The organism is Priestia sp. FSL R5-0597, assembly GCF_038006305.1.
Taxonomy (GTDB): domain Bacteria; phylum Bacillota; class Bacilli; order Bacillales; family Bacillaceae_H; genus Priestia; species Priestia zanthoxyli.
The window spans coordinates 1,059,873-1,073,389 of sequence record NZ_JBBOUZ010000001.1 but is presented as its reverse complement, the minus strand read 5'-3'; the positions used below and the strand labels follow the sequence as shown (position 1 = coordinate 1,073,389).

Genomic DNA, 13,517 nt, shown 5'->3' with positions numbered 1-13,517 from the left:
CTCACTATTTAAAGTGAAGTCTTTAACTAAAATTCTTCTATTAACGAAGTAATTGAAGAACTCCTTGCGGTTGTTGGTTTGCTTGAGCCAACATTGCTTGTGATGCTTGAGAAAGAATTGAATTCTTCGTTTGTTCCATCATTTCTTTCGCCATATCAACATCTCTAATACGTGATTCAGCTGCCGTTAAATTTTCTGAAGAAGTATTTAAGTTATTAATAGAATGTTCTAAACGATTTTGGTAAGCACCCATTTGAGCACGAGATGCTGATACTGATTTGATTGCCTCATCCATTGTATCAATTGCTGTTTGTGCATCAACTTTAGTTGCAATTGTTACTGCGCTAATGTCTACTGCATCTTCCCCTAGAGCTGCTTTAGTTTGAGCTTTCCACTCAATAGTTAATGCTTGACCTGAATTTGACCCAATGTTAATATCTAATGCTTGATCAGCTGATAAGATGTTTTTAGTATTGAATTGAGTGTTATTACCAATACGATCTACTTCTTCGATTAACTGAGATACCTCTTTTTGCATCTCTACTCGGTCGTCATCTGTATTTGTATCATTGGCAGATTGAACTGCTAATTCACGCACACGTTGTAGTATGTCATGAGTTTCATTTAAACCACCCTCTGCAGTTTGAATTAACGAGATGCCGTCTTGAGCATTACGCGAAGCGATATCCAACCCACGAACTTGTCCTCTCATTTTTTCAGAGATAGCTAGACCTGCTGCATCGTCAGCAGCACTGTTAATACGAAGACCTGAAGACAATTTCTCCATTGATTTACCTTGTGCATTGTTTGCATTATTAAACTGACGATACGTATTTAACGCTGCAATATTGTGATTAATTCTCATTTTCCTTTACCTCCATATAATTGGTTTTACTTCTTGGTTACATCCTTGTATTCAAGAAGTTTCTCGCTTACTGAATGATTAAGCGAGGAATAACAGTAATCAAACATATACCTCTAGGAAATATGTTCATACTATATATCGACATTGAGATTAAGTTGTTTATACTCTCTTTTCATTTTCTTTTAAAATTCTAAACAAGGTCGTATAAAACATTACAAAAAAACAACTATATATAAAAGTTCCTCTGATTTTTAGATATTAAAAATTCTGTAGTTCATTAAGAGGTTTTCGAAACTAGCCATAATTTTATTGATACTGTTACTAAAACTTAACTCTATTTGATCACCTTTCAAAGACTTAGTTACTCTCTTTCTTCAAAAATTTATCACATTTTCGCAAAATACGTATAACTACTAAAAAGAATGGAGCCATTATCATAACCAATCTACAGTATATCTTTGCAATCCATAACTTTAACCTAACAAAACAACAAAATAGCTTGAATACAAGCAATAAGAAATTGAAGATATTGTATATTTACTGCTAACAAAAGAAAAAGATTTGTAATCCCCCCTTTCGTTTAATGTGAACTTAAGCCAAAGGAGTTGAAAAGTGCGCCGTAATTACTTTCTTTTGAACTATAACCATATAATAGAATTCTTTTCCCACACACACCCTACTTCCGTTATCTCTCTCATGTGGTGTGGATATCTTCACTGGTATCATCAACGTTTAATTCGTTGCTCGTTTCTTCTGTCTCTTTTTGTTTATTTGTCTCCTGCTACTTATTTCTGATTTGATAATCAAAAAGCACTTCGGAAAGCGTTTATTTGGAGAGCTATTTACTATTTATCTCGTTTGTAAGCTTAAGTGATTATCGAAATTTGTCGAACCTTTTTAGGGTAATTCAACCTATTTTTATGGTAAAATCTAAAAAAGATATTCGTTATATAGTATCATTTCAGGTATTTCGTTCTTTAAAGAAAACAAAGAGTAGTGAACTTAACTTGTTCAGTTAAAGGCAAACCAGCCGAAAGGCTGGGACGCAAAACTTCAGGTCTAAGGTCCTTAGGACTAGGATAGCTGGGTTTCCTGATATATCAGGGGGTAAAGGAAAACATGAACAATCAGCGTGTCGTTACTGGAAGTATTGGAGCTTCGTATATGAGGCCTCGCATTGTGGCATTTATTCCGGCGCACAATGAAGAAAAATCAATTCGCGACTGCTTGGCGGGGTTAGGCGATCAGCTTCTTCCAAATAATGTGGAGCTCGATGTATTTGTGATTGCAGATAACTGTACGGACCGTACGAAAGAAAAAGCGGAGCTGGCCGGAGATGAATTTGATTTAAATGTAAAGGTACTGGTCACTGAAGGCAATAAACAACGAAAAGTCGGCGCATTAAATACGGCTTGGAAAAAGATATATGGAGATACACTGGATTTATATAATACGACGCTGACGAAATATCAGCAGCTGTATAAAGAGTCGATTAAAGCGATTTTAGGGATGGACGCAGACAGCCGCTTGGCTCCAAAAGCACTCATTAATTTATGGGAAGATTTAATGACGTCGCGAAACATCGGCGGCGTGATGGCAAAATATACGATGAGAATGCCTAAAAAGAAAAGCTCGCTGTCAAAAGATGATGTGCACTACGAGGAAAAGCTCGCAAGCGGCGAGTACGGCGGACCGATAGCCAGGTGGTGGACTCATCAGCAAAAGCAGGATATGGCAAGCTGGCTGTTGGATCTTCAGTACCACGGTGGAAGCACGTACGTACTTGGCGGTCAGGCTACGCTGTTTCGCCCGGAAGCGCTTCAAAATATAGTGGAAGAAAATAAACTTGACGGTCCTTGGCAAAATGACAGCGATGTTGAAGATATGCTGCTGACGTGGCAGCTGCAAAAATCCAACTGGAAAACGTTAATCAGTCCAGGCGCTCGCTGCTTTGTAGACTCGATGAGAAGCTATCACACGTACCGTGAACAGCGTAATAAATGGAAGTCCGGAACCGTTGATTTACTGACAAACGGAAACTTGGACGTCAGAACCAAGCATAAAGGAAAGCTGTGGCGTTCACAGATCAAAACGCTGTGTGATTTACTTATTCGCCTGCTGTTTATTTTATTGTTATCTGCTGCGCTTGCGACCGATCAATTTTACTGGTCGTGGCTTTGGATTATTCCAATCGCGTTAGCTTCTGTGTTAAATATTATGCTGGCTGTCAAAACGCCGATGCACAGGCCGATTGATGTAATACTGGCCGGTCTTTTGATTAGTCCGGAAATTTATTTATGGGTGAATTTAATTACGTTTGGTCAAGTGTGGCTAGAGAGGCTTGCCGCTAATAAAAAAGACGGCTGGGCGAATCAATACAACGCGGAAAACGGAAAAACGCGCAGTAAATTAGGGCAAGGGATTTTAACAGGCTTTGCGTTTACAGGCATGATTGTTGTACTGTGCATCTATTTCCGTGATTACTTAACGAGCCCTTCTGTACAGCAAGCCATTTATCCGTACTTAATGAACGGCTGGATCTTGCTGACGTATTTGACCATCTATCAGTCTCTTTATATGTTTTACCAAATTTGGACGCTTAGAAAACCTATTCAAGCGTAAAAAAAGTGGTGTCTCGACGAGACATCACTTTTTTTATAGAAATCGCCTCTTTAAATATTCCGCGATTTTTTGAGGCGCAGCCGGCTGACTGACGATATAGCCTTGAATAAAGGAACATTCGTGCTTTTGTAAAAAGGCGAGCTGCTCTTTTGTTTCAACGCCTTCTGCAATCACTTTCATGTTAAGAGCATGAGCTAAGTATAAAATGCTTTTTGTAATCGCCTGCTGCTTTCCTTTATCGGTCGCGTGTTGAATAAACGTTTTATCAATTTTAAGCGTGTTAAATTCAAAGTCTTTTAAATGTGATAACGAAGAAAAGCCGGTGCCAAAATCATCTAAAGCAAACGTTACGCCAATTTTCTTTAATTCGTCCATGACTTTTTTTACGTGTTCTTCATACTGAATAATAGAGCTTTCCGTTACTTCAAATTCAATAAATGAAGGGTCGATGTTGTAATGAGCTAACGTTTGTTGAACGTGTTCTACAAATCCTCGTTTCAGCAAATGTTTAGACGAGACGTTAATCGAAACGGGCACGATTTGTAACCCTTGATTCTTCCACTGCTGCAGCTGCTTGCAGACACGCTCGATTACCCAGTCGCCCAGTTCAATAATTAAATGAGTTTCTTCCGCTAATGGAATAAAGTCTTCTGGTGATACGCGCCCCCATTCCGGGTGATTCCAGCGAATTAACGCTTCGATGCTATCAATCTCTCTGCTGTTTGTATGAACCTTTGGCTGATATTCAATAAAAAACTCATCTTGCAGAAGTGCGTTCCGCAGTCCTTTTTCCAGATGATAGCTTTTATACGTCTCGCTGTCCATTAACGGCGAATACAGCTGCCAGTCGCTTCGCCCAATTTCTTTTGCACGGCGCATAGCAAGGTTGGCATTCGTTAATAAGGTTTTCACATCTTCACCGTCATGCGGATAGATGCTGATTCCTATACTGGCTGTGACGTACAGAGAAAAGTCGTCAATCGTAATTTCTTTTTCGATTTCTTGAAAAAGAGCTGCGGCTAGTTTTTGACATTCATTTATATGTGCAAGAGATAAAAAACAAATCGCAAGCTCGTCTTCTCCTACTCTAGCTAGCATCACATCTGGCGTTACGAACTTTTTTAACCGATTGGCAATACGCTGCAGCAGGCGATCGCCTACGTCGTGGCCTAATGTGTCATTAATATGCTTGAAGCGATTCAGTCCTAGATAAAAGACCGCTAATGAATCTTTTTCTTTTTTCATTTGCCGAATGAAATTTTTTAATTTCTTTTCAAACTTTCTTCGATTCGGCAAGTTTGTTACATGATCATGAGTCGCAAGATATTCAACTTGATCCATGTACTTTTTTTCTGCGGTGATATCTTCAACAATCCCGTCTATGCGTACCAGCTTACCGTTCTCATCAAGTGTTGGAATGCATCGATCTTTTACCCACTTCATCTCTCCTGTTTTTGTATAAATCCGATACTGCTGGCGAATCGTTTTTCCTTTTTGCAGCTGATGCTGCGCTTTTTCCACAGCTGGTTTATCGTCAGGGTGAACAAAGCTTTCCCACAGATCTCTATCTTCTAAAAATTTAATCGCATCTTCTCCGTAGATACTGCTAACACCGTTTGAACATACAATCATTTTATTGCGCTGCACATCAACGGACCATATTCCGGCATCCAAATTGTTATAAATTGTTTGAAACTGCTGTTCTTTTTGCTTTAATTCATTCGTAATCACTTTCGATTCGGTAATATCATGAACAACGCCGATCAGCTGTATGACGTTTCCTTGCTCATCTGCTACTGCGTCCGCTTGTTCAAACACCGTACGTTCTTCACCGTTTGGCCGCATCAGCGCGTATTCAATTTTATAGCTTTCTCCCGTTAAAAGTGCCTCTGTAACTGCTTTTTTTAACCTTTTTTGGTCACATTCTTTAATAAATTGAAGAACATCTTTAAAAGAAGGAGTAAAGAGCTGACCAGGATTTAATCCGTAAATATTATACAGCTGAGGTGACCAATAGCTTTTATCTTCCGTCACGTCGTAATACCAGCTTCCCACATTGGCAAGCTTTTGCTCCATTTTCAAATGTGTTTCTAATTGAGAAATGTGATTGGAGCGCTCCTGCTCTTTTGAATCATCTCTGCATATGGCGTAAACACCCGCTACTTGCTCATTTACGATAATAGGAATGAGCGTAATATATAAATGAAGTTCTTTTTTTGTTTTATGATTGATTGTCGTTGAAAAATGAACTTTTTCCCCTTTTAAAGCACGTTGAAAAAGCTCTTGTGCCTGCTGTTGTTTCGACTTATGTATAAGAGCTGTCAGCTGCTGGCTTTTTTGTTTGTGTTCGTTTCCTGTTAGCCTGAAGGCTGCCTCGTTGCTAAACATGATATCCCCTTCACAGTTGATAAAAAAAATACCTTCACTGTATTCTTTTAAAAGCTGCGTGTTCAAACGATCAAGATGTTTCATGATCATGATCGACTGCTCCTTCTCCGTATTTTTATCTGGCAAGGTCTCATGCTGCCTCCTTTTATCTATTTCTTCTATACTAGTAGAATAAGTTACATTTGACATATATTTTACCCTACTTTCCCCAAATGAGGAACATCTCAGGTAAAGATAGCCGAAAAGGTTTTTAAAGTCTTTTAAATTTGGTAAAATAAAACATATAAAGGAGGGATAGTGTGAATCAAAGTGTTAAAAAACATGATCTATTTTCTAGGGGTTCCTTTCAAACCGCTGCTTTTTTACTTCTTTTCTCGCCTCTTTTTACTCGCTTGTTTCAGCAGAACGTCTGGACGTATATAACAGTCGCTTCTATCATCGTTCTTTTTAATTTCATTACCGAGTGTATTTTAGTAAAAAGAATCAGCGCTGCTCCGAAAAACTACATTGCTTTTTTCCAAACGATTTGTCTGCCTGTGAACGTACTTCTGCTATGTTTCTTTTACTATGTTACGTAAAAAAGCATCTATCGATTTGATAGATGCTTTTTTATATTATCAATCATTCAAAAGACTCGATACATGCTTGGCTACAATCGCTCCTTGCCCGGCTGAAGAGCTGATACTAGAAAACAAGGGAGTCGTGCACGCGTCTCCAATGGCGTAAATAGATGGATTGCTGCTTTGATGCACTTCATTAATGACGATGAGCCCGCTTTGTGTAGTCGTGACTTTTTGTTTAATAAGTTCAACATTGGGCGCTACGCCTAATCTGATCAGCACTGCGTCTACCAATAAATTCTCACTGTCACTGTTTTTACTCTTTAAATCAATTGATGTGACGCGATGCTTTCCGTGGATAGCGGTCACTTCGGTGTCTGTCATCACTTTAACACCGGGGTCGGAAAGAACTTTTTCAACGTATTGTTCTCTTGCTTTAAAATGCGTAGAACGATGAATCAAATATACTTGTTTTGCTTTTGATGCTAAAAGATGTGCTCCTTCAAACGCCCGGTCTCCTCCGCCAATGAGAGCAACCCTTTTACCTTTTAACCGTTCTCCGTCTGCTGAAGCAGAGTACACTTCTCCTCGGTCAATCATTTGCTGTTCACCCGGCACTCCCAGCTTTCGCTGACTAGAGCCCGTTGCTAAAATAAGATACGTATAGCCAATTTCCTTTTCAGTTTCTTGCTGCTTTACTTTTACTGTTTTAGAACGTTCGTCAATGGAAATTACTTTTGTATTCGCTTCATATAAGCAGTCCATATCAATAAAATGCTGAACCATTTTACGCTGCATCTCAATTCCATTTTCCGCTTGTATTCCGGGATAATCAATAATCTCATTATAAATCGTAAACAGCTGTCCGCCTAACTGTGCCTGTTCTTCAAGAAGCAAGCACTCAACGCCTAGCCTTTTACACCACACGGCAGCAGAGATACCAGCGGGCCCTCCGCCAATAATCAGTACGTCAACATGTTGCATACAGCTCACCTCGCTTCTGCTTCTCAGCTTATATGGCTTTTTGTTTCTTTACATTTGTCGCTGTAAAAGAGATAAAAATTCTCCTCGAACCTCTGGTTTTTCCATAAATGTTCCTCGAACGGATGAAGTGGCTGTAGAAGCTGAAGATTTTTTAATTCCTCTTCCGCACATGCACATATGTTTCGCTTCAATAATTACCATAACTCCTTTCGGTTCTAACACTTCTTCGATTGCATCTGCAATTTCATTTGTTAGACGTTCTTGAACTTGAAATCTCTTTGCGTATCCTTCTACCGTACGAGCGATTTTAGATAAACCTGTAATTTTTTTATCTGGTATATACCCAACGTGCGCAACGCCAAAGAACGGCGCAAAGTGATGTTCACACATTGAGTGAAATTCAATGTCTCGTATTAACACTAATTCATTGTGATTCACGTCGAATGTTTTTTCCAAATGAGCTTTCGGATCTTCTCGGTAGCCTTCCGTGTATTCCAAAAATGCCTTTAACACGCGGTACGGCGTCTCTTCAAGGCCGTCTCTTTCCGGATTATCTCCGCATAAATCGATCAGTTCTTTCACCGCATTCATAAACGTGTCAGCTTGACCTATTTTTTTATCTATTTCAGTTGAATTTGTGCCTACTGTTTCTAAAAATTTTTGAGCAATTAAATTTTGTGTACTAAGTGCCATCTTTTTATGTCCTCTTCCCTTTTCTTAGTAAGTTTATTTTTAAATGATGGTTTTGCTTCAGCTATTTAAAAACGCTGCTTCAAAATCTTTTGCAGCAAGAGGCTTGCTAAACAAGTACCCCTGCATATGATCACAGCTGTTTTCCATTAAAAACGCTTTTTGATATTCTTCTTCCACACCTTCTGCGATTACTTCAAGCTTTAAGCTTTGAGATAAGCTGATAATCGCCTGCGCAATTTCGCTGTTGCTGTAATCTTCTTGAATATCCTGGATAAAAGACCGGTCGATTTTCAAACAATCGATTGGTAATTTTTTTAAATAGCTCAACGAAGAATATCCGGTTCCAAAATCATCGATAGAAATTGATATTCCATATTTCTTTAACAGATGTAAAGCTTTAATCGTTTCTTCCGCGTTCATTAGCAATGTACTTTCCGTAATTTCCATTTCAAACCATGTGGGATCAAATCTATGAAGCGAAAGAAATTGCTGTATTTCATTGACTAACACAATCGGATCTTGAAACTGCCGCGGAGAAAAGTTAACCGCTAGCGTCATTTTTTCATTTCGATTCTTGTTCCATTTGCTGACTTGAGAACAAGCTTTTTTCATGACAACTTCCCATAGAGACTGAATCAAACCAGTTTCTTCTGCTACAGGGATAAACGCTTCTGGAGAAACAAATCCAAGCTCTGCATCATTCCAGCGAACTAATGCTTCTACGCCCGTGATTACATTGCGCTTTGCTTCTATTTTAGGCTGATAGTAAACGTCAATGTCACCTTTTTGAATTGCTTTTCGCAAGCGCGTTTCGATGTGAACTTTTTCAGCTTGTTTTTGATTTAACGAATCATGATAAATACTTACTTTATTGCCGCCTTGTCTTTTTGAAGCATACATGGCGACATCTGCATACGTAATAAGCGTGTCCAAATTCGTAGAGTGCTCCGGATAAAAGCTTAACCCACTGCTGATACTGACGAAAACTTCATCATTGTCAATGTAGCAGGGCTGTTGAACATATGCAATGATCTTCTCGGTGATACCTTTAACTTCTTCCGGTGTAAAATCACTGAATAAAATGACAAACTCGTCTCCTCCTTGCCTTGTAAGAAAGCTGTTAGCAGGAGGCAGACATTCTTTAATGCGGTTGGCTATCAGCTGTATAAGCTGATCTCCTTTTGAATGCCCTAGCGTATCATTAATATCTTTAAACCGGTCTATATCCATAAATAACACGGCTACGTGACGAATGGATTTTTCCTTCGACTCAATTAAGCGCCTGTTTAATTCTTCTTTAAAATATCTTCTGTTCGGCAATCCTGTCAAAAAATCGTGGTACGCATGGTACTCACTTTCTTCCTGACTTTTCTTTAAATCGTCCACATATGTTTTTAAAAAGTGAGAAAGGTGGTTGATGTTTGCTACAAGTCCTCCCAGCTCATCTTTTCTTCTTACATTCAGCACCTTGCCAAAATTGCCTTTGGCGATTTGATTTACGTGCTCCATAATATGTTTAATCGGCCGCGTAATGGATGTAGAGAAAACAAAGCTGATAATAAGGACAATAAAGATAAACGGAAGAGACAGCAGTAAATGTTTGATTAATTCTTGCTGCAGCTCTTTTTTAATAAGTCCGTAGTCATACACTACACCTATCACGTAAGCTGGAGAGTTTTTTTCTTTAATCGGTACCAATGTTTTTAATACTTTTTTATCGTTAATTTCAGCAGTATAGCTTTGTGATTTTCCCGTTTTTAAGGCCTTTTGAATGGACTTTTTATCACGTTCGGTATTTCGATACGTGTATGTACCGTACCAAATCGGCTGATCTTTTATTCTAATATATTTATTGCCGTTTAAATATACGTTTTGATTTCTTTTCCCGAAGTTTTTCGGGTTAAAAGCCGTTAGTTCAAGAACGCCTTCAAGATTTTCTGTAAAGCGGTCCATCACGTTCGTAGGGCCAAACCTTTTTTCAAAATCGAGGACGTGCTGATCCCGGAAATAAGGATCAATAATATAATTAGTAGACCCGTCATAATAATAGCCCCATTTGTCAATGTGATTAGGGTTGCTAGAAGCTACTTCAATCGGCCCGCTCCAATAGTGAGGTAAAGTCAATCCTTTTGTTGTCGTGACCGGCTGCTGAGAAAGAAGCTGCTGAAAGGAGGTATACCAATAGCCCCACTCTTTTGTAGACATATTGATTTCCTTAGGGTCAGAAGATTTTACGCCTATAATATCACCTGCTACGGGTGCTAATAGTGTAATGTGAGATACCATCAGTTTTTTAGCCAACTGTTTTAACTCGTCATTGGTGACGTCTCGGTAATCAGCAGGCAAAGACTGTTGAATTGCAATTGAAGCCGTTCGTAATTCCTGTGCCATCCGATCTTCCATATAGGAGGCACTATTTTTAGAATTTTCGACTTCGTACGCAATTTCTTCTGTGACCAGCGTGATTTCCCTTTGATTAAACTCTGTTAATCTATTTTTTGATCGAATGTAGTGCAAGGTGTTATTCGCTAGTAGAATACACAATACCAGCAAAGTAAAGAATACGGACAACTTTTTCTTTATCGACACTAGTGATGGCCTCCTGTTTAAAGAACTGATCCGACAGTTTTAAAACCTGCCTATATGCTCTAACTTTACATCGGATACTATTCTTTAATTTCCACAAAAAAAAAGAATGAACTCATACAAAAAACCAACCGCTTTGGTTGGCTCTATTCTTAACTAATCATCAAATATATTAAATACATACTTTTATTTACATGGGTAGGACAAATTTGTATTACTATAATATTTTAACTTCTTTTATCAAAATATCAAAGGGGGAAAATTTAACTTTCTTTATCCCTGCCGCTACTTCTTAAACTTCTTCAACATTCGGTGATACCAATAGATTCCGACTCCCGTTAACAAAATAATGATTCCCCACTGATGCGGTAAAAACTTCAGCATCCATATGGACATGATAATAGTCGCTACCGTTAAGTTACTCAGCCACTGTTCTCGGCTTAGCTTTTTCTTATTCATCACCACTGCCACATAACCAATGGGTGGCGCAAAAAAGCACAGCAGCAGCAGGAATTTTTCTGAACGGTGCCAAGGCTGTTTATTCATTTTTCCTCACTTTTTCTATTTAAAATGAACTGATAGCCAAACGTCACAATGATCCCTGTCCAAAACATAGAAAATGACGACACTAACTCGGCACCTTTATAGGTATACATTATTACGTTCACAAACAGCAGCAATAAAAGGATATAAAAACCTGCCGACACAGCTTTATTCCAATTTTGATGCTCTCGTTTAGACGCATCTTTAAACAACTTCATCGAAACTCTCCTTTTACATCTCATACATCACTTATCCATTTAGGGGTTCTATCTTTATGTTAGCATATTGGGTAGTTTTGGAAAATAGACAAAGGAAATTATATGGAAAATCCATAATCAATAACAATAGAACTACAAAAAGATAATAAATGTAAATAAATAATTCTTTTTAACTATTATTTTGCACACAAAACGTCCATATTAGTATACAATAATCTCAAAATATGTTTTTTAAGGAGATAAAAGGATGACAGCAACTCATAATCAGCTAACAAACGCTTTTCACCGTACGCCGCACGATCAAAACACATTTCATTTTCTTGATGAAAAAGTAACGCTTCTTGTATCAGGTGAAGACACAAACGGAGCTTACGCCGTAGCACACGTAGTGAAACCAGCAAACCAAGGTCCCCCGCTTCACCTTCACGAACATGAAGACGAAACGTTTTACATAAAGCGTGGCTCAATGATTTTCTACATAGGAGAAGAAATAATTGAAGCAAAAGCAGGCGATTATGTTTTTGCTCCTCGAGGTATTCAGCATCGCTTTGTGACCGGACCAGAAGAAACAGAATTTATCCTTACTGCTTCTCCAGCAGGCTTTGATTCATTCGTTAAAGAACTCGGTACTTCCGTTCCTGAAAATGCTCCTCTGCCGCAAGTGGGACCACCTGCTGAAGAAGAAATTATGAGTTTAGTTACCGTCTCTAAAAAATACGGCATTACCTATCCTGAAATTGAAAAAGCACTGAATACAAAATAAATCATGTACATAAAGATCTGCTCTTTACCGGGCAGGTCTTTTTTCTATTTTGATTCCAATTTATCAATGGAATAATTTAACACAATCTTGTTCACACTATACTTATCTGTTTTTTATAAATACGTACCATTTTTATAGATAGGAGGAAAGCCTATTGAACGCAGAAAGCAAGCGTTTGACTTCGCCGGAGATAACGAGTCTATGCGCGCAGTATCAGCAGGATACGCTGGCGGTTTGTGTAGCAAAACACGTTCTTGCAACGGTCACGGATGCAGAGATTCGGGCGCTGTTTGCCTTTTCGCTAGAGCTATCAAAAAAGCATATTGAGCTGCTGACTGCCATTTTTCATGCCGAGCATTTTCCGTTGCCAAAAGGATTTACAGATGAAGATGTGGACTTGCACGCACCTCCGCTTTTTACAGACTCGTTTTGGCTGAAATATCTTCATGACATGACGATTCACGGCTTGGCAGGATACGGCATTTCATTTAGCGTGTCCGTTCGCCGAGATCTTCGAGATTATTATCATCAGTGTAATTTGGACGTGATGGAAGTATATAATCGGTCTCTCGACCTGCTTTTAGCAAAAAATCTTTATGTGCCGGCTCCTTATTTTTTAAATCCGAAACAACAAGAGCCGATCACAGATTTGACTTACGCTCTTGATTTTGTAGGAAAGCAGCGCCTTTTAAACGCAACGGAAGCCGGAAATATTTATTTTAATTTACGAAAAAGCATGGCAACCAAAGCGCTTTTAATTGCCTTTAAACAAGTGAGCAAACGAAAAGACGTGCGGAAAGTCATGGAGACGGGGCTTGATGTGGCGCATAAGCATATCGAGCTTTATTCTTCCATCATGCACGGGGAAAACCTTCATACACCTCCGCTTTTGGATAATGAAATCACAATGTCTACGCACGCGCCATTTTCAGAAAAGCTGATGACGTTTCACGCAGGAGCGATGTTTAAAGTAGCCATTACCTATTACGCAACGGCAATGACTACCAGCATGAGGCTTGATATTGTCGGGCACTGTGAAGCGTGTATTTTACGGGACTTAAAAGTAGCGGGGCGATGCAGCGAAGTGATGATTAAAAACGGCTGGATTGAAAAGCCGCCTCAAGCAAGCGATCGTAAAGAAATGTAAGTTTTTTCATAGCAGCTCTTGACCTGAAACGCGTTTCATACTTTATGCTGTATTTATTCTCATCAGCCGGCGTGACACGAACGGTGGCGTTACGGCTGATATGTTATCCATAAAAAAATCCGGTGTGTTCACCGGATTTTTTGGTATG

Annotated in this window: 11 protein-coding genes and 1 riboswitch; of the genes, 4 read left to right on the top strand and 7 right to left on the bottom strand. The window is 38.9% G+C overall.

Annotation, left to right across the window (positions count from 1 at the left end):
• Positions 1–40: 40 nt before the first annotated feature.
• Positions 41–865, bottom strand: coding sequence for a flagellin N-terminal helical domain-containing protein (locus MKX72_RS05500; protein ID WP_155008383.1), 825 nt, complete (start codon positions 863–865; stop codon positions 41–43).
• A 1,010-nt stretch (positions 866–1,875) separates the two neighbouring features.
• Positions 1,876–1,961: riboswitch (cyclic di-GMP riboswitch) on the top strand.
• A 23-nt stretch (positions 1,962–1,984) separates the two neighbouring features.
• Here MKX72_RS05500 and MKX72_RS05495 point away from each other — a divergent pair.
• Entirely contained in the window at positions 1,985–3,487 is a 1,503-nt protein-coding gene (locus MKX72_RS05495) for a glycosyltransferase family 2 protein (protein WP_155008384.1), read from the top strand.
• A 33-nt stretch (positions 3,488–3,520) separates the two neighbouring features.
• Here the strand turns inward: MKX72_RS05495 and MKX72_RS05490 are convergent, their stop codons facing one another.
• Complete coding sequence (locus MKX72_RS05490; RefSeq protein WP_155008451.1) at positions 3,521–5,965, bottom strand: EAL domain-containing protein; 2,445 nt, start codon at positions 5,963–5,965, stop codon at positions 3,521–3,523.
• A gap of 209 nt (positions 5,966–6,174) precedes the next feature.
• On the opposite strand from MKX72_RS05490, the gene MKX72_RS05485 reads away from it, so the two are divergent.
• On the top strand, positions 6,175–6,453 hold the full coding sequence (locus MKX72_RS05485; RefSeq protein ID WP_049163216.1) for a hypothetical protein: 279 nt from the start codon (positions 6,175–6,177) through the stop codon (positions 6,451–6,453).
• Positions 6,454–6,492: 39 nt separating this feature from the next.
• Here MKX72_RS05485 and MKX72_RS05480 read toward each other — a convergent pair whose 3' ends face one another.
• The 5 genes from MKX72_RS05480 to MKX72_RS05460 all read right to left on the bottom strand — a co-directional run bounded on the left by MKX72_RS05480 (position 6,493) and on the right by MKX72_RS05460 (position 11,459).
• The gene (locus tag MKX72_RS05480) at positions 6,493–7,419 is read right to left on the bottom strand and encodes an NAD(P)/FAD-dependent oxidoreductase (RefSeq protein ID WP_155008385.1); all 927 of its coding nucleotides are present in this window, start codon (positions 7,417–7,419) and stop codon (positions 6,493–6,495) included.
• A 48-nt stretch (positions 7,420–7,467) separates the two neighbouring features.
• Positions 7,468–8,112, bottom strand: coding sequence for a GTP cyclohydrolase I FolE (folE, locus tag MKX72_RS05475; protein WP_025749591.1), 645 nt, complete (start codon positions 8,110–8,112; stop codon positions 7,468–7,470).
• A 57-nt stretch (positions 8,113–8,169) separates the two neighbouring features.
• Positions 8,170–10,701, bottom strand: coding sequence for an EAL domain-containing protein (locus tag MKX72_RS05470; RefSeq protein WP_155008386.1), 2,532 nt, complete (start codon positions 10,699–10,701; stop codon positions 8,170–8,172).
• 282 nt (positions 10,702–10,983) lie between these two features.
• Positions 10,984–11,244, bottom strand: a complete 261-nt coding sequence (locus MKX72_RS05465) for a hypothetical protein (RefSeq protein WP_155008387.1) — start codon at positions 11,242–11,244, stop codon at positions 10,984–10,986.
• The gene (locus MKX72_RS05460) at positions 11,241–11,459 is read right to left on the bottom strand and encodes a hypothetical protein (RefSeq protein ID WP_034269982.1); all 219 of its coding nucleotides are present in this window, start codon (positions 11,457–11,459) and stop codon (positions 11,241–11,243) included. The genes MKX72_RS05465 and MKX72_RS05460 overlap by 4 nt, the downstream gene beginning before the upstream one ends.
• 247 nt (positions 11,460–11,706) lie before the next feature.
• Here MKX72_RS05460 and MKX72_RS05455 point away from each other — a divergent pair, with 247 nt between their 5' ends.
• On the top strand, positions 11,707–12,222 hold the full coding sequence (locus MKX72_RS05455) for a cupin domain-containing protein (protein WP_155008388.1): 516 nt from the start codon (positions 11,707–11,709) through the stop codon (positions 12,220–12,222).
• Positions 12,223–12,376: 154 nt separating this feature from the next.
• A complete protein-coding gene (locus MKX72_RS05450; protein ID WP_155008389.1) occupies positions 12,377–13,369 on the top strand; it encodes a DUF3231 family protein in 993 nt (330 codons plus the stop codon).
• Positions 13,370–13,517: the final 148 nt, after the last annotated feature.

Bases quoted from the DNA above. Each gene is read 5' to 3' on its own strand.
- MKX72_RS05480 (WP_155008385.1), bottom strand. From the start codon at position 7,419: ATGCAACATGTTGACGTACTGATTATTGGCGGAGGGCCCGCTGGTATC.
- MKX72_RS05460 (WP_034269982.1), bottom strand. From the start codon at position 11,459: ATGAAGTTGTTTAAAGATGCGTCTAAACGAGAGCATCAAAATTGGAAT.
- MKX72_RS05500 (WP_155008383.1), bottom strand. From the start codon at position 865: ATGAGAATTAATCACAATATTGCAGCGTTAAATACGTATCGTCAGTTT.
- MKX72_RS05465 (WP_155008387.1), bottom strand. From the start codon at position 11,244: ATGAATAAACAGCCTTGGCACCGTTCAGAAAAATTCCTGCTGCTGCTG.
- folE (WP_025749591.1), bottom strand. From the start codon at position 8,112: ATGGCACTTAGTACACAAAATTTAATTGCTCAAAAATTTTTAGAAACA.
- MKX72_RS05490 (WP_155008451.1), bottom strand. From the start codon at position 5,965: ATGATCATGAAACATCTTGATCGTTTGAACACGCAGCTTTTAAAAGAA.
- MKX72_RS05495 (WP_155008384.1), top strand. From the start codon at position 1,985: ATGAACAATCAGCGTGTCGTTACTGGAAGTATTGGAGCTTCGTATATG.
- MKX72_RS05455 (WP_155008388.1), top strand. From the start codon at position 11,707: ATGACAGCAACTCATAATCAGCTAACAAACGCTTTTCACCGTACGCCG.